We start from the raw sequence: 24,184 nt of genomic DNA on the forward strand, positions 1-24,184 counted from the left end.
GACCGACTTCCCGATGCGCGGCGATCTGCCCAAGCGCGAGCCGGCGATGCTGGCGCGCTGGGAAGAGGAAGGCCTGTACGCGCAGCTGCGCGTACACGCGCGCGGACGTCCGCAGTTCGTGCTGCACGACGGCCCGCCGTATGCGAACGGCTCGATCCATCTCGGTCATGCAGTCAACAAGATCCTCAAGGACATCATCGTCAAGTCGAAGGGCATGGCGGGTTTCGATGCGCCCTACATCCCGGGCTGGGATTGCCACGGCCTGCCGATCGAGATCGCGATCGAGAAGAAGTGGGGCAAGGTCGGCGTCAAGCTCGATGCGGTGGAGTTCCGGCAGAAGTGCCGCGAATACGCCAACGAGCAGATCGACATCCAGCGTCGCGATTTCAAGCGCCTCGGTGTGCTCGGCGACTGGGACAACCCGTACCGCACGCTCGATTTCCGCTTCGAGGCCGACGAGATGCGCGCGCTGGCCAAGGTGGTCGACAACGGCCATCTGACCCGCGGCGTGAAGCCGGTGCACTGGTGCTTCGACTGCGGTTCGGCCCTGGCCGAAGCCGAGATCGAATATGCCGACAAGGTCTCGCCCGCGGTCGACGTCGCCTACGTCGCGCGCGATTCCGCCGCGTTCGCGCATGCGTTCGGCGCGACGCTGCCGGCCGATGTCGACGTGGTGTTGCCGATCTGGACCACCACGCCGTGGACGCTGCCCGCGTCGCTCGCCGTGTCGCTGGGCGCCGATCTCGAATACGCGCTGGTCGAAGGCCCGGTCGCGCAGGATGGCCGGCGCCGCTGGCTGGTGCTGGCCGATGCATTGGCCGAACGCGCGCTGCGTCGCTACGGCGTCGAAGGCGATGTCGTCGTGCATGGCCGCGTCGCCGGCAGCGCGCTCGAGCACCTGGTGCTCGCGCATCCGTTCTATGCCGAGCGCGACATCCCGGTGATCCTCGGCGACCACGTGTCGGCCGAAGACGGCACCGGCGCCGTGCATACCGCGCCCGGTCACGGCCAGGAGGACTACGTCGTCGGCAAGGCCTACGGCCTGCTCGACCGCTACACCGCTGCCCAGCTCAATCCGGTCGATGGTCGCGGCGTCTATCTGCCGTCGACGCCGCCGATCGGCGACACGGTGCTCGCGGGTCTGCACATCTGGAAGGCCAACGACGTCATCGTCGATGCGCTGCGCGCGCAGGGCAGCCTGCTCGCGTTCGCGAAGCTCGAACACAGCTATCCGCATTGCTGGCGCCACAAGACGCCGATCGCGTTCCGCGCGACGCCGCAGTGGTTCATCTCGATGTCGCAGGCCAACCTGCGCAACGACGCGCTGGCCGCGATCAAGAACGTCACCTGGTATCCCGAATGGGGCCAGGCCCGCATCGCCGGCATGGTCGAAGGGCGCCCGGACTGGACGATCTCGCGCCAGCGCACCTGGGGCGTGCCGATCGCCCTGTTCGTGCATCGCGAGACCGGCGAGCCGCATCCGCGCAGCACCGAGCTGATGCGTCTGGTCGCCGATCGCGTCGAAGAGCACGGCGTTGACATCTGGTACACGCTCGACGCCGGCGAACTGCTCGGCGACGACGCGGCGCACTACGACAAGATCACCGACATCCTCGATGTCTGGTTCGATTCCGGCGTGACCCACGAAGGCGTGCTGCTGGCGCGCGGCTACCAGAAGCCGGCCGACCTGTATCTCGAAGGCTCCGACCAGCATCGCGGCTGGTTCCAGTCCTCGCTGCTGACCGGTGTCGCGATCGACAAGGCGGCGCCGTACCGGCAGTGCCTGACGCACGGTTTCACCGTCGACGAGCACGGCCGCAAGATGTCGAAGTCGCTCGGCAACGGCATCGAGCCGCAGGACATCATGAAGACGCTGGGCGCCGACATCCTGCGCCTGTGGATCGCCTCGGCCGACTACAGCAACGAGATGTCGCTGTCGCAGGAAATCCTCAAGCGCACCGCCGACGCGTATCGCCGCATCCGCAACACCGCGCGCTTCCTGCTCGGCAATCTGGCCGGCTTCGAGCCGGCGCGTGATCGCGTCGCGCCGCAGGACATGGTCGCGCTGGACCGCTGGATCGTGCATCGCGCGGCGCAGCTGCAGGCGCGCATCGAAGATGCCTACGCGCGCTACGACTTCGCTGAAATCGTGCAGGCGCTGTCGAACTTCTGCAGCGTCGATCTGGGTTCGCTGTATCTCGACGTCACCAAGGATCGTCTCTACACGATGCCCGAGCATTCGGTCGGCCGCCGCAGCGCGCAGACCGCGATGTACCACATCGCCGAAGCGTTCACGCGCTGGATCGCGCCGGTGCTGAGCTTCACCGCGGACGAGTTGTGGAGCCACCTGCCGGCGCCGGCGGACGGCACGCGCGAAGCCTACGTGCAGTTCGCGACCTGGTACACCGGTCTGCAGGAACTCGGCAGCGATGCCGACTGGTCGGCGCAGGATTTCGATCGTGTGCTGGACCTTCGCGAGCGCGTGGCCAAGGTGCTCGAACCGATGCGCGCCAGCGGCGAGATCGGTGCGGCGCTCGATGCCGAGATCGAACTGCGCTGCAATGTGGCGGACACGCACTGGCTGTCGCCGGTGGTCGACGAACTGCGCTTCCTGCTGATCAGTGGTGACGTGACGATCGTCGACGATGCGGCGGCGACCGCGATCGGTGTGACCGCGCGCGCGACGACCAAGCCCAAGTGCGTGCGCTGCTGGCAGCGCCGCGCCGACGTCGGCGCGCATGCCGGGCACGCCGAACTGTGCGGACGCTGCGTGGAGAACATCGCGACCGATGGTCGCGATGGACAGGGCGAAATCCGGAGGTGGTTCTGATGGCCAAGGTGACCCCCAACGCGCTGCCATGGCTGGTGCTCTCGGCCGTGGTGATCGTGCTCGACCAGCTGACCAAGTACTGGGTGCTGACCTCGCTGCCCGAGTACACCGCCATTCCGGTCATCGACGGCTTCTGGAACTGGTACCGCACCTACAACACCGGCGCGGCGTTCAGCTTCCTGGCGAACGCGGGCGGCTGGCAGAAGTGGTTCTTCACGATCCTCGCGATCGGCATCTGCGGCATGCTCGGCTGGTGGCTGGCCAAAACCCCGCGCCGCGACTGGCGCACCGCGTTGCCGTTCGCGCTGGTGATCGGCGGCGCGCTGGGCAATGTGATCGATCGGCAGATCCACGGCCACGTCGTCGATTTCATCCAGTGGCACTGGCAGGAGCACTACTGGCCGGCCTTCAACTTGGCGGATGCGGCGATCGTCGGTGGCGCGATCGGGATCGCGTTGTTCGGGTTTTTCCCGGCAAAGAAAGCGCAGTAGGCCGCCACAGCCGCTGATCCAGCACCTCTCCATCCGGGAGAGAGCCTGCCCCGGACTCGATCCGGGGTCGACGCGCAAAGCGCGTCGGGGGAGGGCCGTATTTTCGCGAATATCCGTATGACCCCGGACATCTGCGATGTTCGGGGTTCAAGGGCAGCATTCCCGCGGCCTCGCCCCGCCGTTCCCCCCCGCTTCGCGCCTCAGCCCTCGCGTCGCCGCGAGGGCGTTCATCGGCACGCGAGCAAGTGGCTCCCGGGCGTAAGAGAGAGGACGCATGTGCCGTGCGGAAGACGCTCCGTCGTGCTTCTGTTCCGTTTCCGCGTTACGGGCTCCGGTAAACTACGGTTCTATGGACATCGTCCTCGCCAACCCCCGCGGCTTCTGCGCCGGCGTCGATCGTGCGATCGAGATCGTCAAGCGTGCGATCGAGACGCTCGGCGCGCCGATCTACGTGCGCCATGAAGTCGTGCACAACCGCTTCGTCGTCGAAGACCTCAAGCGCCGCGGCGCGATCTTCGTCGAGGAGCTCGACGAAGTGCCCGATGGCGTGACCGTGATCTTCAGCGCGCACGGCGTGTCGCAGGCCGTCCGCGAAGAAGCCGCGCGTCGCGGTCTCAAGGTGTTCGACGCCACGTGCCCGCTGGTGACCAAGGTCCACTTCGAAGTCGCCCGTCACTGCCGCGCCGGTCGAGATGTGATCCTGATCGGCCACGAAGGGCACCCGGAAGTCGAAGGCACGATGGGCCAGTGGCGCGCGGAAGCGGGCACCGGCTCGATCTATCTGGTCGAGGACGAGGCCGACGTCGCCGCGCTGGTCGTCGGCCAGCCCGAGAATCTCGCCTACACCACGCAGACCACGCTGTCGGTCGACGACACCCGCGGCGTCATCGCGGCGCTGCGCGAGAAGTTCCCTGTGCTGCAGGGGCCGAAGAACGACGACATCTGCTACGCCACGCAGAACCGCCAGGACGCCGTGCGCGACCTCGCGCGCGAATGCGATCTGGTGCTGGTCGTCGGCTCGCCGAACAGCTCCAACTCCAACCGCCTGCGCGAGCTCGCCGAGCGCGACGGCGTGGAGGCGTATCTGATCGACGGCGCCGAAGAGATCGATCCACGGTGGGTCGAAGGTCGCCGCCACATCGGCGTGACCGCGGGCGCCTCGGCGCCGGACATCCTCGTCCAGGGCGTGCTCGACCGCCTGCGCGAACTCGGCGCGGATGGTCTGCGCGAGCTGTCCGGCGAGCCGGAGAACATGGTCTTCGCCCTGCCCAAGGAACTGCGCCTGCAACTGGTCGATTGACCGCAGGCGCCGCGCTCCCTAGAATTCGCGTCCCAAGCCGGAATAGCTCAGTTGGTAGAGCGGCGCATTCGTAATGCGTAGGTCGTAGGTTCGATTCCTATTTCCGGCACCAGGTTCAAGAAAAAGGCGACCTCCGGGTCGCCTTTTTCGTGCGCGTCGCGGGCTGCCCGGGCGCTCAGCCGATCTCGACGCGATCGCGGCCCGCCGCCTTGGCGCGGTACAGCGCGGCGTCGGCGTCGCGGATCCAGTCGGCGAGCGTCGCGTGGCCGCTGCGGGTCTCCGCCAGGCCCACGCTGACCGTGCACGTCAGGCCGGGCTCGGCCTCGAACGTCAGAGTGGAGACGCCGATGCGCACGCGCTCGGCGATCACGATCGCGAGTTCGCGGTCGGCGGAGGTCAGCAGCAGCGCGAATTCGTCGCCGCCGAAGCGCGCGGGCACGTCGTCGCCCGTCGCGACGTCGCGCAGCACGTCGCCCACGCGTCTCAACACCACATCGCCCATGCCGTGGCCGTAGCGGTCGTTGGTGGTCTTGAACTGGTCGATGTCGATCAGCAGCAGTGCCGCCCGGCGTCCGCTGCGCTGGAACAGCTTGAACGCATGCGCGGCGCGCGCGTCGAAGTGGCGACGGTTCGGCAGGTCGCTGGCGGCATCGGTGCGGGTGGCGCGTTCGAGTTCGCGGTTCTGGCGCGCGATGGTGCGGCCCAGCCGCCAGGTCACCACGCTCAATGCGAACTGGTAGCCGAACATCAACGGCAGGCACGCGAACACGGTGCGCAGCGAGGTGTCCGGCGCGAACGGCCGGCCGAGCAGCAGCCAGACCAGCAGAAAGCCCGCGAGCAGTGCAGGCAGCGCGCGCGACAGCAGACGCCAGCCGCCGGCCGCGAACCGGTCGGCGCTGAGCACGGTCAGCAGGATCGCCGACGGCAACAGGTTGATGCCCATGACCGCGATCCACACGCCGCCGGCGGCAGCGTCGACGACGAGGCTGCGGTATTCGACCGCCGCCGGATCGCGCGCGCGACGCGCGAGCAGCCAGGCGATCTGCGGCCAGACCAGCGCATTGAAGAGCAGCGCCGCCCAGGTCCACGCGGACGCGCCGGTTTCGTGCAGCACCGACGCGATCGGCACGGCGCAGAGCAGGGTGCCGAGCATGCGCATGCGGTGGATGCGGGTCACGAAGCGCAGCGCGGGGGTGCGCGAGCGATCGGCGATGTCGTCGTAGTAGGGCACCGGCGTGCGGGTTCGCGGAGTCGTGGGGACGTGCGCGGAAATTGTAGAGCGAACGTGAACGCGCGCGGCGGATTTCGTGACGTGTGCCGCAGCATGCATGACCTTCGGCCCATGCGCGGCGGTGGTCGGACATCGCCGCGCGCGGATGTGGGTCTCCGATGCTGCGACGGGGCTCCGCTATGCTGCGGCGACTTCCGTTTTCGCAAAGACGCCGTGGCCAAGACCGCTTCCAAAGCCCGCACCGCCTTCGTCTGCAACGAGTGCGGCGCCGATTTCAACAAGTGGCAGGGCCAGTGCAGCGCCTGCGGCGCGTGGGATTCGATTTCCGAGATCGTGCTCGAAAGCGCGGCGGCCGCCAGTTCGCCGGCGTCGCGCCGCAGCGGCTGGGCCGGCAAGATCGATGCGCCCAGGGTCATGGCGCTCAAGGACGTGCAGCAGGGCGAGGACGTACGCGTGTCGACCGGCATCGGCGAGTTCGATCGCGTGCTCGGCGGTGGTCTGGTCGAGGGCGCGGTGGTGCTGGTCGGCGGCGATCCGGGCATCGGCAAGTCGACGCTGCTGCTGCAGGCGCTGGCGCAGATGGCCGGCACACTGCCGGGCCTGTACGTCACCGGCGAGGAATCGCTGGCGCAGGTCGCGGGTCGCGCGGTGCGCCTCGGCCTGTCGCTCGATGGCCTGCATGCGCTGGCCGAGACCGGCATCGAACGCATCCTGCAGCACGCATCGGAACTGCGCCCGAAGCTGATCATTGCCGACTCGATCCAGACCCTGTGGACCGAATCGCTGACTGCCGCCCCGGGCTCGGTGAGCCAGGTGCGCGAGACCGCCGCGCGCCTCGTGCGCTACGCCAAGGAGACCGGCACGGCCGTCTTCCTCGTCGGCCACGTGACCAAGGAAGGCGGCATCGCCGGCCCGCGCGTGCTCGAACACATGGTCGATGCGGTGCTGTATTTCGAAGGCGACAGCGGCAGTCGCTTCCGGATCATGCGCGCGTTCAAGAATCGCTTCGGCGCGGTGAACGAGCTCGGCGTGTTCGCGATGGGCGATCGTGGCCTGAAGGAAGTGCCGAACCCGTCGGCGATCTTCCTGTCCGGCGGCAGCACGCCGCAGCCCGGTAGTTGCGTGATGGTCACCCGCGAAGGCACGCGGCCGCTGCTGGTCGAGGTGCAGGCGCTCGTGGACGCATCGCCGCTGTCGAATCCGCGCCGCGTCGCGGTGGGCATGGAAGGCAACCGGTTGGCGATGCTGCTGGCGGTGCTGCATCGCCACGGCGGCATCATGACCGGCGACCAGGACGTGTTCGTCAACGTCGTGGGCGGCATCCGCGTGCAGGAAACCGCGGCCGATCTGCCGGTGCTGCTGTCGGTGCTGTCGTCGCTGCGTGATGCGCCGCTGCCGGACAAGACCATCGCGTTCGGCGAAGTCGGATTGAGTGGCGAGATCCGCCCCGTGCCCAATGGCGAGGAGCGCCTGCGCGAAGCGGCAACGCATGGGTTCAAGCGCGCGATCGTCGCCAAAGCGAACGCGCCCAAGACCGGCAGCTTCAAGGGCATGGAGGTCATCGGCGTCGAGCGCCTGGCCGAGGCGCTGGACCACATCTGAAGCGGCGCGCCGGCTAACATCGGGCGATGCCCCGAAGGTCCCGTTCGACGACCGCTGCGCGCGTCGTCTCCATCGTGCTGCATCCGTTCCTCGTGCTCGCAGCGCTTGCGCTGCTGGCCGCCTGGCGCGTCGATCCGGCATCGCTCGCCCGCACCACGTCAGGAATCGGCGTCGCCATCGCGATCGTGTCGCTCTTCATCTGGCAGCGCCGCCGCGGCGGCCATTGGCAGACAGTGGATGCGTCACGGCGGCAGGAACGACCATTGCTGTATGTCCTTGCGTTGCTGTATGTCCTTGCGTTGCTGATTGCCGGCGGCTACTGGCTGTGGATGGGCGGCCGTGCGTCGGCGACATCGAACGGCGTACTCGCTGCGGTCGCGATGCTGTGCGTCGCCGGCATCACCAACCGCTGGATCAAGCTGTCGCTGCACATGGCGAGCCTGTCGTTCGCGGGCGTCGCCGCATGGCCGCTGTGCTCGGCCGCGGCGATCGTCGCGCTGGCCACGATCCCGCTGCTCGGATGGGCGCGTCTGAAGATGGCGCGGCACACGGTGCCTGAAGTGCTCGGCGGCATCGTGCTGGGTCTGCTCTCAGGTGCGACGCTGCTCGCAGCGGGCTGACGACGCGGCGGGAGCGCGCTTGCGCGCGATGCGGCTTTCCCGGGAGCCATCGTGCGCGAGCGGGCTCCCGCGTTCGCGCGTGGGACTCAGTGTCCGCCCGACGCGGCGCCCCCCATCTTCGCCGCGAACGGCGGCTTCGCCATCCACACGAAGGCGATGACCACCAGGAACAGGATGCCGAGCAGGTGGAAGACCTCGTTGAAGCCGAGTTGCGCGGCCTGCTGGGCAATCATCTGGTCGAGCATCAAAGCGCCGCGCTGCACGTCGCCGTTGCCGAGTGCGGCGACGGTCTGCTGCATCGTCGGGTCGTGCGCGGGAATGTGTTCGACCAGTTGTGCGTGATGCACCGTGGTGCGCTGGTTCCAGCCCCAGGTCGTCAACGATGCGGCGAAGCTGCCGCCGAGCGTGCGGCAGAACGTCGCCAGGCCCGAGCCCGCGGCGATTTCGTGCGGCTCCAGGTCCGACAGCAGGATCGTCAGCACCGGCATGAAGAACAGCGCCACGCCCAGGCCCTGCCACAGCTGCACGGTCGCCACGTGCTGGAAGTCGACGTCGAGGTTGAAGCCCGAGCGCAGGAAGCTGGTGAAGGCCATCACCATGAAGGCGAAACTGGCGAGAATGCGCAGGTCGAAGCGCGTCGCGTACTTGCCGACCAGTGGCGTCAGCAGCACCGGCAGGATGCCGATCGGCGCGGTCGCGAAGCCGGCCCAGATCGGCGTGTAACCGAGGTTGCGCTGCAGCCACAGCGGGACCAGCAGGCCGACGGCGAAGAACGCCGCATAGCCGAGCACCATCGCGATCGTGCCGAAGGCGAAATTGCGGTGCCGGAACAGGCGCAGATTGACGATCGGATCCTTTTCGGTGAGTTCCCAGATCAGGAACACCGCCAGGCCGATCACCGCGGTGATGCCGAGCCACACGATCTTCGTCGATTCGAACCAGTCTTCCTCGTTGCCGAGGTCGAGCAGGGTCTGCAGCGCGCCGACACCGATGATCAGCGTGATCAGCCCGACGTAATCCATCTTCGGCGTTTCGAGCTTCTCCGGGCGGCCGCGCAGCTGGTTGGCGACGACGAGACTGGCGAAGATGCCGATCGGCACGTTGATGAAGAAGATCCATTCCCAGCTGTAGTTGTCGGTGATCCAGCCGCCGAGGATCGGTCCGCAGATCGGCGCGACCACGGTGACCATCGCGAGCAACGCGATGGCCTGCCCGCGTTTGGCGGGTGGATAGATCGAGATCAGTAGCGCCTGGGTCACCGGATACATCGGGCCGGCGACGAAGCCCTGGATCGCGCGCGCGGCGACCAGGAATCCCATGCTCGATGCGAGGCCGCACAGCAGCGAGGCGACCACAAACGCGAACGTCGCCCAGATGAAGAGTTTGCGTTCGCCGAACCGGCGGGTCATGTAGCCGGTCAGCGGCAGCGCGATCGCATTGCTGACCGCGAACGAGGTGATCACCCACGTCGCCTGGTTGGAACTCGCGCCGAGGTTGCCGGCGATCGTCGGCAGCGACACGTTGGCGATCGTGATGTCGAGCACCTGCATGAACGACGCCAGCGCGAGGCCGATCGTCGTCAGCGCGAGATTCGGCGGACGGAACGCGGATGGCGCGGCCGGGGCAGGGGCCCCGGGCGCGTCGGCGGTGGTCGTGGACATGGCGGCCTCGGCGGGCGACGGATCAGCGACGGGCGACGGTGGTCGCCGGCAGGTTCTGCGCGATGGTGCGTTCGATCAGCGCATCGGCCTGCTTCAGCTGCTCGGCATAGGCATCGGTCGCCAGCAGCGGGGTATTGCGCGGGGCGTCGACCGAGGCCAGCACGGCGCCGTCCTGGTCGCGGATGGCGACATCGACGTGCATCGACAGGCCCAGCCGCAGCGGATGCTCGACGACCTGCTTCGGGTCGAGTTCGATCCGCACAGGCACGCGCTGCACGATCTTGATCCAGTTGCCGCTGGCGTTCTGCGCCGGCAGCAGCGAGAACGCACTGCCGGTGCCCATGCCGAGACTCGCGACGCGACCGTCGTAGCGCACGTCGCTGCCGTAGAGATCGGCGTGCACTTCGACCGGCTGGCCGATGCGCATCTTCGTCAGCTGGGTTTCCTTGAAGTTGGCTTCGATCCACACCTGTTCCAGCGGCACGATCGTCATCAGCGTATTGCCCGGTGCCACGCGCTGGCCGAGCTGCACCTCGCGCTTGGCGACGTGGCCCGAGACCGGTGCGACGATCGCCATGCGCTGCAGGTTGAGCCACGCCTGGCGGAGCTGGCCGGCGGCCGCCTGCACCTGCGGCTGGCTGGCGATCTCGGTCGCGTCGACCAGCGCGCGGCTGCGCGAGAGCTGGCCCTGCGAACCCGACAGCGCCGCTTCCGCGCCGGCCAGGATGTCGCGTGCGTGCGCGAGTTCCTCGCGCGAGACCGCGCCGCTGGCGACCAGCCCTTCGCGACGCTTCACGTCCTCGCGCGCCTGGCGCACGGCGACCTGACGCGCGGCGAGATCGGCCTGGCCGGATTCGACGCTGCTGTAGAGCCCGCGCACCTGGCGCACGGTGCCGGCGAGATTCGCGACCGACTGGTCGTAGGCGACCTGCGCATCGTTGGGATCCAGATGCACCAGCGCCTGGCCGGCTTCGACGCGCATGCCTTCATCGGCATCGATCGACACCACCGTGCCCATCGTCTGCGGCACGATGCTGACGACGTTGCCCTGCACGTAGGCGTCGTCGGTGTCCTGGTGCCAGCGCGCGACCAGCAGATACCACGCGGCCCAGCCGATGCCGGCGACGATGGCGACGGTGGCGAGGATCGCGAGCGCGCGGCGGCGCTTGCCGTTCTTCTGCGGTGCGGCGGCGTCGGCGACGGAAGTGGATTCGGAAGTCATGGCGTGATCGTCCCGGCGTGGGTCTGCATGGAAGATGTGGGCGCGGTCGGCGCGAGGCCTCCGCCGAGCGCGCGGTCGAGATCGACGGCGGCGCCGAGACGCTGCGCGCGTAGTGCGGCGAGCTGCTGTTCGAGCTGGAACAGCGGGCGTTGCGCGGCGAGCACGTCGAGCTGGTTGCCGAGGCCCGCCTGGTAGCGCGTGTCGGCGAGTGCGAATGCCTGGCGCGCGGCTTCGGTGGCGTCGCCGACCGTCGCGATCTGCGCATCGAATGCGCGCGCAGACTGCAGCGCATCGGTCAATTCGCGCAGGCTCGTCACCAGCGTCTGGTTGTAACTGGCGACGGCGAGGTCGTAATCGGCATCACGTTGCGACAGGCCCGCACGCAGGCGGCCGCCGTCGAAGATCGGCAGGCTGATCGCCGGACCACCGAGCCCGAGCACCGCGTCGCTGCCGAACAGGTCCGACAGATTGCCGGCGGCGAGACCGACCAGCGCGCTGAGATTGACGCTCGGCCTGAACGCGGCCTGCGCCGCATCCACGCCGCGCGACGCCGCCTCGACCCGCCAGCGCGCAGCGACGACATCGGGGCGATGGCCCAGCAGTTCGCTCGGCAGCACCGCCGGCACGGTCGGCGCGGCCGCTTGCAGCAGCGGTGGGCGTGCGATGTCGAGGCCGCGGTCCGGGCCCTTGCCCAGCAATGCGGCCAGCGCATTGCGCAGCGCGTCGATCTGCTGCTGTGCGGCCTGCGCCTGCTGTCTCGCGATGGCGATCGACGCATCGGCGTTGCGCAGCTGCAGCTGGTTGTCGAGACCGGCGTCGACGCGTTGCGCGGCGAGATCGCGCAGGCGGCTCGCACGCGCCTGTTCGCGCGCGGCGACGTCCTGCGTGTCGAAGGCCTGCGCCAGCGCGATGTAGGTGCGCGCGACGTTCGCCGACAGGGTGAGCCGCGCCGCCTGCGCCTCCACTTCCGCCGCGCGTGCCTGACCGGCCGCGGCTTCGAACGTGGCGCGCTGGCCGCCCCACAGATCGGGCGCCCAGGCGAAGTTCAACAGCAGCACGTTGCTGGCCTTGAAGTCGCCGCCGAGCGGTTCGGGCGCGATGGTCGCGGGCAACTGCACGCCGCTGACGCGCGCGCTGGCGCCGAGCGTCGGGTTGCGCTGCGCATCGGCGAGCCCGGCCTGCGCACGCGCGCTGCGGGCGCGGGCATCGGCCGCGGCCAGCGACGGACTGTCGCGCAGGGCTTCGTCGATCAAGGCATCGAGCTGTGGATCGGCGAACGCGGTCCACCAGTCGGCGCGCGGGAAATCGGCCGCGCTCAGCGCGTCACCGCCGAGGCTGCGCGAGGTGGCGAGTGTGTCGGCATCGGTGGCCACCAGTTGCGGTGCGAGCCCGCGGCTGCTGGCGCAGCCGGCGAGCAGCAGCGCAGATGCGAGCACGGCGACGATCGGCAATGCGGCAGCCCGCGCCCGGCGCGGGGCGCGTGTCGTGGAAGAAGACATGGTCACTGTCCGGGGAAGGAGAGGTTGTCGCGGACCTGTTCGAGGACGCGGATGAACTGCAGGCGCTCCGCCTCGTCCATGCCCGACATCGCGCGCTCGCGCACGCGGTTGCCGCACTGGTCGATGTCGCGCCAGATCGCCTGGCCCTGTTCGCTGAGCTGGATGCGCACCACACGCCGATCGCCGGGATCCGCATGCCGCTCGACCAGTCCGCGTTCGATCAGCTTGTCGATCAACCGCGTCATCGCACCGGGATTGAGTTCGGCGGCGCGCGCCAGATCGGTCGCGCCGGTGGTGCCGAGGGCGAGCTTCTTCAGCGTGATGTACTGGCTGAAACTCAGATCGTGGCCGGACTTCGACAGCTCGTCGGCCATCCGCGCCCACATCGCATCACGGACCTGCCGGAACAGCAGGCCGAGCGAAGATCCGCTGGCGGAGGCGCAGGGGCGGGAGGTGTCCATGGCCGCGCATATTCCTCGCCCGCGCAATTGTTGTCAAGGCAAGTATTTTTACGGCAATGGATTTCCCGAGGCCGCGTGGGACACCGTTCAGATCACGAGGTCGTGCCGCGACGGGGTTCCACACGGGAACGGCCGGCTGCGCGGCGCGTGGTGGAGTCGTGCCAGGCCGTAATGCCGGCCGCTCGAAATGATTGGCCTGCGAGCGGTCGCGCCGCAGCGGTCAGCCAGTCCGCCGCAGTACCAGTTCCAGCACGAACTTGCTGCCGAAGAAGGCCAGCACCAGCAGTGCCATCGCAGCGAGCGTCCAGCCGACGGCGCGGGCGCCACGCCAGCCGTGCCGCCAGCGGCCGAACAGCAGGGCGCCGAAGGCCAGCCACGACAGCACGCTGAGCACGGTCTTGTGCATCAGGTGCTGGGCGAAGAAATCGTCGACGAAGAGCACGCCGCTCACCAGCGTGGCGGTGAGCAGGATGAAACCCACCCAGATCGTGCGGAACAGCAGCGATTCGAGTTCGGTCAGTGGCGGCAGGGCACGCAGCCAGCGATGGAATTCCCGACGGCGCAGCGCGCGTTCCTGCGCCCACAGCAACAGCGCGAGCAATGCGGCGACGGCGAGCGCGGCGTAGGCGAGCAGCGCGCACCAGGCGTGCAGCTGCAGGCGCCAGTCGAGCGTGTCGGACGATGTGTGCACGGCCTGCCCGTACCCGAGCAGGGTGAGTGCGGCGATCGGAAACACGATCACGCCCAGCGCCGCCATGCGGCCGCGCACGTCGTAGAGCACCGTCAGCGCGGCCATGCCGAGGCCGACCAGCGACAGCGCCGCGAAGAAATGCAGTTCGGCGCCGACCTCGCGCCACACCAGCACGTGCGCCGACACGTGCAGTGCGATCGCACCTAATGCGGGCGACGCCCACCAGAGCCTGCCGGGCGCCGGCTCGCGCGCGACGCCGCGCACGAGCGCCGCGGCCGCCAGCAGATACAGCAGGGCTGCGATGAGAACGATTGTCATCGCGCGAGTGTCGCACGGCGGGCCGGTCCGAAGGGAGCGTCGAGGTGCGCGGGCCGCGGGCCGCGCGGGGCGGCGGGCTATAATCGCCGGCCGAATTCCGTCGCATCGAGTCCCGCATGTTCGAGTCCCTGACCCAGCGCCTGTCCGGCACCATGGAGCGCCTGCGCGGCCGCGGTCGTCTGACCGAGGAGAACATCCGCGAGGCCACCCGCGAAGTGCGCATCGCGCTGCTGGAAGCCGACGTCGCACTGCCGGTGGTGCAGGCGCTGATCGAGCGCATCAAGGTGCGGGCGGTCGGCCAGGAAGTACTCAAGTCGCTGACGCCGGGCCAGGCGCTGATCAAGGTCGTGCGCGACGAGCTGACCGCCGTGATGGGCGCGCAGGCCACCGAGCTCAACCTCAACGTGCCGGCGCCGGCGGTCATCCTGATGGCCGGCCTGCAGGGCGCGGGCAAGACCACGACGGTCGGCAAGCTCGCCAAGCTGCTCAAGGAAAAGCGCAAGAAGAAGGTCATGGTGGTCTCGGCCGACGTCTACCGTCCGGCCGCGATCGAGCAGCTGAAGACGCTGGCCGAACAGGTCGACGTGACGTTCTTCCCGTCCGAGTCTTCGGAGCAGCCGGTCGACATCGTGCGCGCGGCGATCGCCGCGGCGAAGAAGTCCTTCATCGACGTGCTGCTGGTCGACACCGCCGGCCGCCTCGCGATCGACGAAGCGATGATGGCCGAGATCAAGGCGCTGCATGCCGCGGTCAATCCGGTCGAGACGCTGTTCGTCGTCGACTCGATGACCGGCCAGGACGCCGCCAACACCGCCAAGGCCTTCGGCGAAGCGCTGCCGCTGACCGGCGTGGTGCTGACCAAGACCGACGGTGACGCCCGCGGTGGCGCGGCGCTGTCGGTGCGCTACATCACCGGCAAGCCGATCAAGTTCGTCGGTACCGGCGAAAAGGTCGACGGGCTCGACCTGTTCCATCCCGAGCGTGTCGCCAGTCGCATCCTCGACATGGGCGACGTGCTGTCGCTGGTCGAGCAGGTCGAAGGCCAAGTCGACAAGGACAAGGCGCAGAAGCTCGCCGAGAAGGTCGCCAAGGGCAAGAAGTTCGACCTCAACGACATGCGCGACCAGCTCGAGCAGATGCAGAACATGGGCGGCATCGGCAGCCTGATGGAGAAGCTGCCGGGCCTGGGCCAGGTGCCCGAGCATCTCAAGCAGCAGGTCAGCCAGGGCAAGGAAGTGCCGCGCATGATCGCGATCATCGGTTCGATGACGAAGAAGGAACGCCGCAATCCGAACCTGCTCAACGGCTCGCGCCGCGCGCGCATCGCCGCCGGTTCCGGCACCACACCGGCCGACGTCAACAAGCTGATGAAGCAGTACATGCAGATGGAAAAGATGATGGGCAAGATGGCCCGCGGCGGCATGAAGGGCATGATGCGCGGCCTGCAGGGGATGATGGGCGGCATCGGCCGCATGCCGTTCCGCTGATCGCATGCGCCATCCGGCCCGCCAGCGCAGCGACGCCTTCTGTTCGCGCTTCGGGCTGCGGCTGCCGGTGCTGTTGTCGCCGATGGCGGGCGCGTGTCCCGTGGCGCTGTCGCGAGCCGTGATCGAAGCCGGCGGCATGGGCGCAATGGGCGCGGTGCTGTCGCAGCCCGGTGACATCGGCACGTGGATGGACGATCTGCGCGCCGCAGGCGGCGGCCCGGCCCAGATCAATCTCTGGATCCCCGATCCTGCACCGGTGCGGGACGCTGCGGCCGAAGCCGCGACGCGTGGGTTTCTCGCGCAGTGGGGGCCGGTCGTGCCCGTCAAGGCTGGCGACGCGACACCGGCTGATTTCGATGCGCAATGCGACGCGCTGCTCGCCGCCAGGCCGGCGGTGGCGTCGTCGATCATGGGGGTGTTCCCGGCGCCGTTCGTCGCGCGGCTGAAAGCCGCAGGCATCGCCTGGTTCGCGTGCGCGACGACGCTCGACGAAGCGCTCGCGGCCGAGGCGGCAGGCGCCGATGCAGTCGTCGCGCAGGGCTTCGAAGCGGGTGGCCATCGCGGCGCGTTCGACGCGGCCAAGGCCGACACGCAACTCGTCGGCCTGTTCTCCCTGATCCCGCGACTGGCCGATGCGCTGCGCGTGCCGGTGATCGCCGCGGGCGGCATCGCCGATGGCCGCGGCATCGCGGCGGCGCTGACACTGGGCGCCAGCGCGGTGCAGATCGGTACCGCCTTCCTGCGTACGCCCGAGGCCGGCATCGCACCGGCCTGGGCCGAGGCGCTGGCAGCAGCGGAACCCGAACAGACCCGGCCGACGCGTGCCTTCAGCGGCCGGCTCGGCCGCGCGCTGGCGACGGATTACGTGCGCGCGGCCGCATCCGGAAACGCACCGCCACCGCAGCCCTATCCCGTGCAGCGCGCATTGACGGCGCCCATGCGCGCGGCCGCGGTGCGCGACGGCCGGATCGATGCGATGCAGGCCTGGGCCGGCCAGTCGGCTGCGTCTGCACAGGCGCGGCCTGCGGCAGAACTCGTCGCCGACTGGTGGCGCACGGCCGACGCATTGCTGTGAACCGGATCGCATCGGCCACCAACCTCTGGATCGAGGGCAGGCCTGCCGATGCGGTCACGCTGACCGCGCTGCAGACCAATTACGGCCACCTGTCGACGATGCAGGTGCGCGGCGGGGCGGTGCAGGGATTCGGCCGTCATCTTGAGCGCCTGCAATCTGCCAATGTCGAACTGTTCGGCAGTGCGTTGTCCGCTGCGCGCATCCAGCGCGAACTCGCATTCGCGCTTGACGCAGCCGCAGTCGACGACGCCACGCTCCGGGTTTCGGTCGGCGCGCTGGATGTGGCGGCGGTCGAGCGGGGCGATGCCGTGGACGTGACGCTGCTCGTCGCGCTGTCGCCACCGCGTACTGCGCCCACGGCGCCGCAGCGTCTGCAGAGCTGTCGGCACCAGCGTCCGCTGGCGCATCTCAAGCACCTCGCCACGTTGCCCTTGCTGCATGCACGGCGTACCGCCCGCGCCGCCGGCTTCGACGACGCGCTGCTGGTCGATGATGCGGGTCATGTGCTCGAAGGTGCCTTGTGGAACATCGGTTTCGTCGATGCCGGCGGCGCCATCGTCTGGCCGCAGGGCGATGCCTTGCGCGGTGTCACCGAAGGCATGCTGCGTGCAGGTCTGGACGCCGCGGATTCGGCCCGGCGCATCGAACCGGTCCGGCTGACGGACTGCGTCGGCTTCCGGGCAGCCTTCGCCTGCAACAGCAGCGGCCTGTGGCCGCTGGCAGCGGTGGACGGGCAGGCGTTCGCGGGAGATCCGGTCGTTCCGGAGGCGTTGCAGGCCATTCTGAAGGCCGTGCCGTGGGACCCGCTGGGCGATTGAGCGGCCCCGGCTTGCCGAGCAGGCGGGGGTTTCCGCTATAATCGCCGGCTTACCTCGCCACCCTGGCGACTGGGCAACACAGGAAGCAAAGCAATGGTCAAGATCCGTCTGACGCGCGGCGGCGCCAAGAAGCGTCCGTTCTACCACATCATCGTGACCGACTCGCGCAGCGCGCGCGACGGCCGCAACATCGAGCGCGTGGGTTACTACAACCCGGTCGCCACCGGTGGCGAGCAGCGCATCGTCCTCGACACCGCGCGCGTCGACCATTGGGTGTCCAAGGGCGCGCAGATGACCGACAAGGTCCGCGCGCTGTACAAGGACGCCGGCAAGGTCGCTGCTGCGACCGCCGCTGCCTGATTGACGGGCCGCGCCTGCGGGCGCGGCCGTTGTCGACATGAACGACCCGACGCGCCAGCCTCCCCGCCGGATGATCCAGGTGGGCAAGGTCCATGGAGCGTTCGGTGTGCGTGGCGAAGTGAAACTCGAATCCTTCACCGAACCGCGCAGCGCGATCTTCCGCTACCAGCCTTGGGTGTTGCGCGACGCGCGCGGCATCGAGCGCGAATGCGAAGGCGCGAAGGGTCGCGAGACACCCAAGGGTGTCGTCGCGACGCTGCCCGGGGTCGAGGACCGTGACGGTGCCGAAGCGGCGCGCGGACTCGAAGTCTTCGTGCCGCGCGAGGCGCTGCCGCCGCCGAAGCCCGGCGAGTACTACTGGGTCGATCTCGAAGGCCTGCGCGTGCGCAACGTCGAAGGCGTCGATTTCGGCGTCGTTTCGCACCTGTTCTCGACCGGCGCCAACGACGTGCTGGTCGCACAGGGCGATCGCGAGCGCATGGTGCCGTTCGTCGTGCCGGACTACATCGTGTCGATCGATTTCGACACGGCGCTGGTCACCGTGGACTGGGATCCTGATTTCTAGGACGGCGCGCCGCGCTTTCGAAACGGCCACGATGGCCGTCGATACACCGCTGCGTCTGCTGGCACCTGACGCGCTGCGCGATGCGACCGCAGGGGACACGCCATGACGTCCGACATCCTTCCGAATCCAGACGACACCGCGTCCACAGATGCAGTGCGCGCGTCCGCCGATGCACGCGCCATCCGCATCGACGTCGTCAGTCTGTTCCCCGATTTCATCGACCAGGCCGCAGCCGTCGGCGTGGTCGGCCGTGCGCGTGAGCGTGGCCTGCTGACGATGCAGGGCTGGAATCCGCGCGATTACGCGGACGGCAATTACCGCCGTGTCGACGATCGCCCCTTCGGCGGCGGCCCCGGCATGGTGATGCTGATCGAGCCTTTGCGCGCTGCACTCGCCGCGGCGCGCGCTGCCGATCCGGCGCCGGTGCGGGTGATCTACATGAGTCCGCAGGGACGCCCGCTGACCCAGGCCAAGGTGCGCGAGCTCGCGGCGCTGCCGCGTCTCGTGCTGCTGTGCGGTCGCTATGAAGGTGTCGACGAACGCCTGCTGCAGACCGAGATCGACGAGGAGCTGTCGATCGGCGACTACGTGCTGTCGGGCGGCGAACTGGCCGCAGCCGTCGTTGTGGACGCCGTCGCGCGGCTGCAGGACGGCGCGCTGGGCGACGCGGAATCCGCGGTGCAGGACAGTTTCGAAGGCGATGGCCTGCTCGACTGTCCGCACTACACGCGTCCCGTCGAACACGAGATGGGCCGGGTGCCGGACGTGCTGCTGTCGGGCAACCACGCCGAGATCGCCAAGTGGCGGCGCCAGCAATCGCTGGTCCGCACGCTGGAGCGGCGCCCGGACCTGATCGACGAGGGCGCGCTGGGCAAGGCCGATCGCCGTCTGCTGGCGGCCTGGCGGGCCGGGCAGGGCGGGGATGCGAACGGTGGATCGGACGCCTGATCCAGTCCACCTGGGTGCTGGCAATCGCCCCGCGACCCCGTCTATAATGCGCGGCTAACCCGTTTCACCCAGAGCCCAAGAGCTCGCCGAGCCAGAGCGTGCGTCCACGTGCACCACGCCAATAACGACACCAACAGGCCAAGACCATGACCAACAAGCCCTCTTTGCATACCCTGCTGCAGAACTTCGAAAGCGCCCAGACCACCCGCGAACTCCCCGAGTTCGGCCCGGGCGACACCGTTGTCGTCAACGTGAAGGTCAAGGAAGGCAACCGCGAGCGTCTGCAGGCCTATGAAGGTGTGGTCATCGGCAAGAAGAACGCCGGCCTGAACTCCGCGTTCACCGTCCGCAAGATCTCGCACGGCTTCGGCGTCGAGCGCGTGTTCCAGACCCACAGCTCGATCATCGACTCGCTGGAAGTGAAGCGCCGTGGCGCCGTCCGCGCCGGCAAGCTGTACTACCTGCGTGGCCTGGAAGGCAAGAAGGCGCGCATCAAGGAAGATCTGTCCGCTTCGGCGAAGGCGAAGAACGAGAAGGCGCGCGCCGACAAGGCCGCAGCCGCTGCAGCACCGGCTGCCGCTGCCGAGTAATCGGACCTCTCCGCGTCGCACGACGGCCGCCGCAAGGCGGCCGTTTGCGTTCGAGGGGTCAAGAAATTCTGTGACCCTTGTGGAGCGCTTGCGCGCGATGAGGCTCTACCCGGACAAGCGCGCGAGCGCGCTCCTACGAAAACCGATGCAAAAAAAGGGCGCTGGATACATCCAGCGCCCTTCGGTCCGACGGTCCGTCGTCGAACGGTCAGTCGTAATCGGCCTCGAGCAGGCGACCGGTGCGCGCCGAATATTCCAGCTCGACGATGCGGCCGTCGTCCTGGCGGATGTCGATGTCGTACTCGCCGTCGTCGTAGGACACGTCGATGACGCGGCCCGGATGACGACGCTGCGCATCGGCGAGGATGGCGTCGAGCGAGGCGCTGTTGGCGCGGAAACGCGGGTCGGCCTTGGCGGCCGCCGCGGCGTGCACGCGGTCTTCGTCGCCGCGGCGGTCGTCGCGGTCCTGGGCGAACGCGAGCGGTGCAGCGACGGCGAACGTGGCGGCGGCGATCAGAGTGGCAATGGCGGTACGGGTCATGGTGAGTCCTCGGTGTGGGATGGGGTGCACCGGTCTGCAACCGGTTGACGCCAGTCTCCCCATCGCGCTTAACGCGCTTCTGATCGAGCCGTTCACGGTTCTGTTAATCCGCGTCGCCACACTTGCGCCATGCGTACTCTCCTTGCTCCGCTCGCACTCGCCGCCCTGCTGCTCGCCGCGCCGCTCGCGCTGCCGCTGCACGCCGATGCGCAGGATCCCCAGGGCACCGCCGACTACGCCCGCGACGGCGTGCGCAGCGGCGAGTTCGTCCGGCTCGAACGCCTGCTCGCCGATGCCGAGCGCCGCTATCCGGGGCGCGTGATCGAAGTCGAACTCGACCAGGACGACGACGAATACGAGATCGAGATCCTGATGCGCGACGGTCGCGTCGCGGAGCTGAAGTACGATGCGCGCACCGGGCGCCTGCTCAAGGTCGAGATCGACGACTGATGCGCATCCTGCTGGCCGAAGACGACGTCGAACTCGCGGCGCGCGTGGCCGCTGCGCTCGGTGCCGCGGGTTTCGCGGTCGATCGTGCTCAAGACGGCGCCGACGCCGAGTTCCGCGGCCAGACGGAAGCCTACGACGCGGTCGTGCTCGATCTCGGCCTGCCGAGTCTCGACGGCGTCTCCGTGCTGCACCGCTGGCGCGAAGCCGGGCTAACGCTGCCGGTGCTGGTGCTCACCGCGCGCAGCCGCTGGCACGACAAGCTGGCCGGTTTCAACGCCGGCGCCGACGACTACCTCACCAAGCCCTTCCAGATCGAGGAACTGGTGCTGCGGCTGCAGGCGTTGATCCGCCGCAGCGTGGGCCATGCGTCGCCGCGACTGCGCTGCGGACCGCTGGAGTTCGACGCGAATGCGGGCCGCTTCGCGCTCGACGGCGATCCGCTCGCGTTGACCGCGCAGGAACACCGCATCCTCGCGTACCTGATCCATCACGCCGGTCGTGTGGTCAGTCGCGGTGAACTCGGCGAACACGTCTACGACAACGGCTTCGATCCCGATTCCAACGCGCTCGACGTGCTGATCGGACGCATCCGCCGCAAACTCGGCGTCGCCCTCGTGCACACGGTGCGCGGGCAGGGCTTCCGGTTGTCGGAGACGCCATGAACGCGCGACGCGCGCTGTCGCTGCGCTGGCGCCTGTGGCTGGCCGGCGCGCTGGGCGTGGCGATCTCGGCGCTGATCGCCGGTGGTCTTCTCGGCGCGATGTTCGAACGTTCCGGACAACGCGCGCTCGACGCGCGCCTCGACGACGACTTCGCGACGCTCGCCGGCCTGCTGGAAGCGCGTGCGGACGGCGGCTGGCAGTTGCGTCGTCCCCCGGCCGACGAACGCTGGGCGCGCGTGTTCTCCGGCTGGTACTGGCGCATCGGCGACGGCACGGACGCGCTGCGCTCGCGCTCGCTGTGGGACGACGAACTCGTCGCGTACGACGTGCCCGGCACGGCGGCGGTGTGGTCGGTCGTCGAAGGCCCGCGCGGCCAGCAGCTGCGCATGCGCGCGCAGTTGCTGCGGCTGCCGGGTGTCGCCGATCCCATTCCCGTGCACGTCGCGGGCGACCGTGGCGACGTCATCGCCGAGACGCGCGGCTTCAGGCAGGCGGCGATGCTCGCCTTCGCCGGCGCGGCGGCGGCGTTGCTGGCGCTGCTGGCCTGGCAGATCGAATGGGGCCTGCGCCCGCTGAGGCGCATGCGCGGCATTCTGCAGCGCGTGCGCAATGGCGACGACGTGCGCTTCGGCGCCGAGCGCTGGCCCGCCGAGGCGGCGCCGCTGGCGGAACAGATCGACGATCTGCTCGACGAACATGCACGCCGCGTCGCCCGCGCGCGCCACGCCGCCGAGGATCTCGCGCACGCGTTGAAGACGCCGCTCGCCGTGCTATCGGCGGAAGCGCAGCGCCCGGGCGACGACATCGCCGGTGTGGTCTCGGCCCAGGTGCAGCGCATGCGCGGCGAAGTGGAGCGCAGGCTCGCGGGCGGCTTCGCGGTCGATGCGCGTCAGCGCACGCCGATCGCGCCGGTGGCCGAGGCGCTGTGCGGGCTGTTCGCGCAGACCGCCGGCGATCGCGTGACGCTGCACTGCGAGGTCGCCCCGGATCTGGTGTTCGCCGGCGCGCGCGAGGACCTGGAAGAGATGCTCGGCAACCTCGTCGACAACGCGGTGAAGTGGGCGCACGCGCAGGTGCGGATCCATGCGACATCCGCTGACGGGCGCGTACGGATCGCGGTCGACGACGACGGCCCCGGCATGCAGTCCGACGCGCTGCGGCATGCATTGCAGCGCGGCGTGCGCCTCGACAGCCGGATGCCGGGGCACGGGCTGGGCCTGTCGATCGTCGACGGGATCGCAGCCGGTTACGACGGTCGTCTGGTACTCGAGAACCTGCCGGGCGGATTCCGCGTCCTGCTTGATTTGCCGGCCGGCGCACCGATATCGGGCGCATGAGCGAAGCACAGGTTCCCAACGCCGCCGACACCGTGCGCCTCGATCTCTGGCTGTGGGCGGCGCGTTTCTTCAAGACCCGCGCGCTGGCCAAGCAGGCGATCGAGACCGGCAAGGTCGATGTCGGCGGTCAGCGTGCGAAACCCGCGCGCGCGGTCCGCATCGGCGACGCGCTGCGCGTCGCCCGCGGCGAGGAAGTGTTCGACATCGCGGTCGCCGGACTGTCGGACACGCGTGGACCCGCGAGCGTCGCGCAGACGCTCTACAGCGAAACGGAGGCCTCCCGCGAAGCGCGGCTGGCGCGGTTGGCCGAAGCGCGCGCCGCGCGTGCCGGCTACCAGGCGCCGGAGCACAAGCCCGACAAGCGCGCGCGGAAACTGATTCGCGCACTCGGCGACATCGACGCGCTCTGAGTCCGTCTCAGCCGGGCAACCAGGGTTCGACCAGGGTCTCCGAAACGTCCCACAGCCGCCCAGCCATCGCGGTGTCGCGCTGCGCGTCGCTTTGCGGTGCCGGCGCGAAATCGCGGTAGAACGCGCCGTTGATGGCGGATGCCGCAGGCGCGGCCGCGAGCCAGCACGGCGTCGCCGCGCCCTGTTGCACGCTGCGCGCGTCATCACGGTAACCGTTGCCGACGTTGCGCAGGATGTTGCTGCGCGTGTGGCCGGGCGACACGCAATTGGACGTGGCCCGTGTGCCGTCGAGGCGCCGCGACAGTTCCAGCGAGAACAGGCCGTTCGCCAGCTTGGAATGGGCGTAGCGCGCGTCCCAGCCCGCGCCGGAAAGATCATCGAACTGGATACCGCCCGGCGGCGCATGGCGCTCGTCGCCGCTGCCGAGCACGACCACGCGGCCCTGTGGCGCGGCGGTCACGCGATCGAGCAGACGGCGCACCAGCAGGTAGTGGCCGAGGTGGTTCACGACGAAGGTCTTCTCGATGCCGCGGACCTGCTCCAGATCGTCGAGCACCACGCCGGCATTGCAGACCAGCGCGTCGATCGGCACATCGAGCGCGCGGATCGTGTCGCTCGCCGCGACGACGGAATCGAAATCGGCGAGATCCAGCACCACCGGCGTCGCGCGACCTTCGACCGCGGCGCAGGCGGCGTCACCGCTCGCCTGCGACCGCGCCGTGCCGAGCACATGCGCACCGCGCAGTGCGAGCACACGCATGGTTTCTTGGCCGATGCCGGACGTGCAGCCGGTGACGACGATGGTCCGGCCACGCAGGTCGAGGCCGGCGGTCGCGTCTTCTGCGGTCGTCGTCGCGTCGAGGTTCGGCGTGCGCGCGAAACCGGGCAGGGCGCTCGCCAGTGTGGCCAGCGCGCCGGCCTGCAGCAGGCGGCGCCTGCGTCGATCGAGATGCATTAGTCGTCGGGTCCGTGACGGTTCGGGGCGTCGAGTGTAGGACGGTCGCGTGGCGACATC

General features: G+C 69.1%; 24 protein-coding genes and 1 tRNA gene. 17 read left to right on the top strand and 8 right to left on the bottom strand.

The annotated features are described in order from the left end of the window. Positions 1–13 precede the first annotated feature (13 nt). The 4 genes from ileS (at position 14) to V3391_RS02300 (ending at position 4,733) form a co-directional block, all read left to right on the top strand. Positions 14–2,830 (top strand): isoleucine--tRNA ligase, encoded by a 2,817-nt coding sequence (gene ileS / locus V3391_RS02285; protein WP_332077691.1) that lies wholly within the window; start codon positions 14–16, stop codon positions 2,828–2,830. Further along, a complete protein-coding gene (gene lspA / locus V3391_RS02290) occupies positions 2,830–3,321 on the top strand; it encodes a signal peptidase II (RefSeq protein WP_332076801.1) in 492 nt (163 codons plus the stop codon). The genes ileS and lspA overlap by 1 nt, the downstream gene beginning before the upstream one ends. Before the next feature lie 349 nt (positions 3,322–3,670). Continuing rightward, on the top strand, positions 3,671–4,621 hold the full coding sequence (gene ispH / locus V3391_RS02295; RefSeq protein ID WP_332076802.1) for a 4-hydroxy-3-methylbut-2-enyl diphosphate reductase: 951 nt from the start codon (positions 3,671–3,673) through the stop codon (positions 4,619–4,621). A 36-nt stretch (positions 4,622–4,657) separates the two neighbouring features. Further along, a tRNA-Thr gene (locus tag V3391_RS02300) sits at positions 4,658–4,733 on the top strand. A gap of 63 nt (positions 4,734–4,796) precedes the next feature. Here V3391_RS02300 and V3391_RS02305 read toward each other — a convergent pair. Then, complete coding sequence (locus V3391_RS02305) at positions 4,797–5,852, bottom strand: diguanylate cyclase (RefSeq protein ID WP_332076803.1); 1,056 nt, start codon at positions 5,850–5,852, stop codon at positions 4,797–4,799. A 213-nt stretch (positions 5,853–6,065) separates the two neighbouring features. Here V3391_RS02305 and radA point away from each other — a divergent pair, with 213 nt between their 5' ends. Together radA and V3391_RS02315 are read left to right on the top strand one after the other, a co-directional pair. Next, on the top strand, positions 6,066–7,454 hold the full coding sequence (gene radA, locus V3391_RS02310; RefSeq protein WP_332076804.1) for a DNA repair protein RadA: 1,389 nt from the start codon (positions 6,066–6,068) through the stop codon (positions 7,452–7,454). Between the two features lie 26 nt (positions 7,455–7,480). Next, on the top strand, positions 7,481–8,074 hold the full coding sequence (locus V3391_RS02315) for a hypothetical protein (protein ID WP_332076805.1): 594 nt from the start codon (positions 7,481–7,483) through the stop codon (positions 8,072–8,074). Between the two features lie 86 nt (positions 8,075–8,160). Here V3391_RS02315 and V3391_RS02320 read toward each other — a convergent pair whose 3' ends face one another. The 5 genes from V3391_RS02320 to V3391_RS02340 all read right to left on the bottom strand — a co-directional run bounded on the left by V3391_RS02320 (position 8,161) and on the right by V3391_RS02340 (position 13,926). Then, positions 8,161–9,735 (bottom strand): DHA2 family efflux MFS transporter permease subunit, encoded by a 1,575-nt coding sequence (locus V3391_RS02320; protein WP_332076806.1) that lies wholly within the window; start codon positions 9,733–9,735, stop codon positions 8,161–8,163. A 22-nt stretch (positions 9,736–9,757) separates the two neighbouring features. Continuing rightward, complete coding sequence (locus tag V3391_RS02325) at positions 9,758–10,957, bottom strand: HlyD family secretion protein (protein ID WP_332076807.1); 1,200 nt, start codon at positions 10,955–10,957, stop codon at positions 9,758–9,760. Continuing rightward, a complete protein-coding gene (locus V3391_RS02330; RefSeq protein WP_332076808.1) occupies positions 10,954–12,456 on the bottom strand; it encodes an efflux transporter outer membrane subunit in 1,503 nt (500 codons plus the stop codon). The genes V3391_RS02325 and V3391_RS02330 overlap by 4 nt, the downstream gene beginning before the upstream one ends. 2 nt (positions 12,457–12,458) lie before the next feature. Beyond that, on the bottom strand, positions 12,459–12,917 hold the full coding sequence (locus V3391_RS02335; RefSeq protein ID WP_332076809.1) for a MarR family winged helix-turn-helix transcriptional regulator: 459 nt from the start codon (positions 12,915–12,917) through the stop codon (positions 12,459–12,461). A 220-nt stretch (positions 12,918–13,137) separates the two neighbouring features. Next, complete coding sequence (locus V3391_RS02340; protein WP_332076810.1) at positions 13,138–13,926, bottom strand: cytochrome C assembly family protein; 789 nt, start codon at positions 13,924–13,926, stop codon at positions 13,138–13,140. A gap of 116 nt (positions 13,927–14,042) precedes the next feature. Here V3391_RS02340 and ffh point away from each other — a divergent pair, with 116 nt between their 5' ends. From ffh to rplS, 7 genes are all read left to right on the top strand, one after another. Beyond that, positions 14,043–15,413 carry a signal recognition particle protein gene (gene ffh, locus V3391_RS02345; RefSeq protein ID WP_332076811.1) on the top strand — a complete coding sequence of 457 codons (1,371 nt, stop codon included), beginning with the start codon at positions 14,043–14,045 and terminating at the stop codon, positions 15,411–15,413. 4 nt (positions 15,414–15,417) lie between these two features. Then, the gene (locus V3391_RS02350) at positions 15,418–16,488 is read left to right on the top strand and encodes an NAD(P)H-dependent flavin oxidoreductase (RefSeq protein ID WP_332076812.1); all 1,071 of its coding nucleotides are present in this window, start codon (positions 15,418–15,420) and stop codon (positions 16,486–16,488) included. Further along, positions 16,485–17,306: an aminotransferase class IV gene (locus tag V3391_RS02355; RefSeq protein ID WP_332076813.1), complete on the top strand. Its 822-nt coding sequence runs from the start codon at positions 16,485–16,487 to the stop codon at positions 17,304–17,306. Before V3391_RS02350 ends, V3391_RS02355 begins: the two co-directional genes overlap by 4 nt. Before the next feature lie 93 nt (positions 17,307–17,399). Continuing rightward, positions 17,400–17,666 carry a 30S ribosomal protein S16 gene (rpsP, locus tag V3391_RS02360; protein WP_232116211.1) on the top strand — a complete coding sequence of 89 codons (267 nt, stop codon included), beginning with the start codon at positions 17,400–17,402 and terminating at the stop codon, positions 17,664–17,666. Between the two features lie 37 nt (positions 17,667–17,703). Next, entirely contained in the window at positions 17,704–18,231 is a 528-nt protein-coding gene (gene rimM, locus V3391_RS02365; protein WP_332076814.1) for a ribosome maturation factor RimM, read from the top strand. Between the two features lie 180 nt (positions 18,232–18,411). After that, positions 18,412–19,179, top strand: coding sequence for a tRNA (guanosine(37)-N1)-methyltransferase TrmD (trmD, locus tag V3391_RS02370; RefSeq protein ID WP_332077692.1), 768 nt, complete (start codon positions 18,412–18,414; stop codon positions 19,177–19,179). A 146-nt stretch (positions 19,180–19,325) separates the two neighbouring features. Further along, positions 19,326–19,769: a 50S ribosomal protein L19 gene (rplS, locus tag V3391_RS02375; protein ID WP_232136089.1), complete on the top strand. Its 444-nt coding sequence runs from the start codon at positions 19,326–19,328 to the stop codon at positions 19,767–19,769. Positions 19,770–19,977: 208 nt separating this feature from the next. Here the strand turns inward: rplS and V3391_RS02380 are convergent, their stop codons facing one another. After that, the gene (locus V3391_RS02380; protein ID WP_332076815.1) at positions 19,978–20,310 is read right to left on the bottom strand and encodes a PepSY domain-containing protein; all 333 of its coding nucleotides are present in this window, start codon (positions 20,308–20,310) and stop codon (positions 19,978–19,980) included. Positions 20,311–20,439: 129 nt separating this feature from the next. Here V3391_RS02380 and V3391_RS02385 point away from each other — a divergent pair, with 129 nt between their 5' ends. Genes V3391_RS02385 through V3391_RS02400 form a run of 4 tightly spaced genes read left to right on the top strand, consistent with a single transcriptional unit; the run spans position 20,440 to position 23,169 of the window. Beyond that, positions 20,440–20,760 carry a PepSY domain-containing protein gene (locus V3391_RS02385; RefSeq protein ID WP_332076816.1) on the top strand — a complete coding sequence of 107 codons (321 nt, stop codon included), beginning with the start codon at positions 20,440–20,442 and terminating at the stop codon, positions 20,758–20,760. After that, positions 20,760–21,422 (top strand): response regulator transcription factor, encoded by a 663-nt coding sequence (locus tag V3391_RS02390; protein ID WP_332076817.1) that lies wholly within the window; start codon positions 20,760–20,762, stop codon positions 21,420–21,422. The genes V3391_RS02385 and V3391_RS02390 overlap by 1 nt, the downstream gene beginning before the upstream one ends. Beyond that, positions 21,419–22,759, top strand: a complete 1,341-nt coding sequence (locus tag V3391_RS02395) for a sensor histidine kinase (RefSeq protein WP_332076818.1) — start codon at positions 21,419–21,421, stop codon at positions 22,757–22,759. Before V3391_RS02390 ends, V3391_RS02395 begins: the two co-directional genes overlap by 4 nt. Beyond that, a complete protein-coding gene (locus V3391_RS02400; protein ID WP_332076819.1) occupies positions 22,756–23,169 on the top strand; it encodes an RNA-binding S4 domain-containing protein in 414 nt (137 codons plus the stop codon). Before V3391_RS02395 ends, V3391_RS02400 begins: the two co-directional genes overlap by 4 nt. Before the next feature lie 7 nt (positions 23,170–23,176). Here the strand turns inward: V3391_RS02400 and V3391_RS02405 are convergent, their stop codons facing one another. After that, positions 23,177–24,124 (bottom strand): SDR family NAD(P)-dependent oxidoreductase, encoded by a 948-nt coding sequence (locus V3391_RS02405; RefSeq protein ID WP_332076820.1) that lies wholly within the window; start codon positions 24,122–24,124, stop codon positions 23,177–23,179. Positions 24,125–24,184 lie beyond the last annotated feature (60 nt).

Source organism: Luteimonas flava (genome assembly GCF_036584485.1).
Lineage (GTDB): Bacteria > Pseudomonadota > Gammaproteobacteria > Xanthomonadales > Xanthomonadaceae > Luteimonas > Luteimonas flava.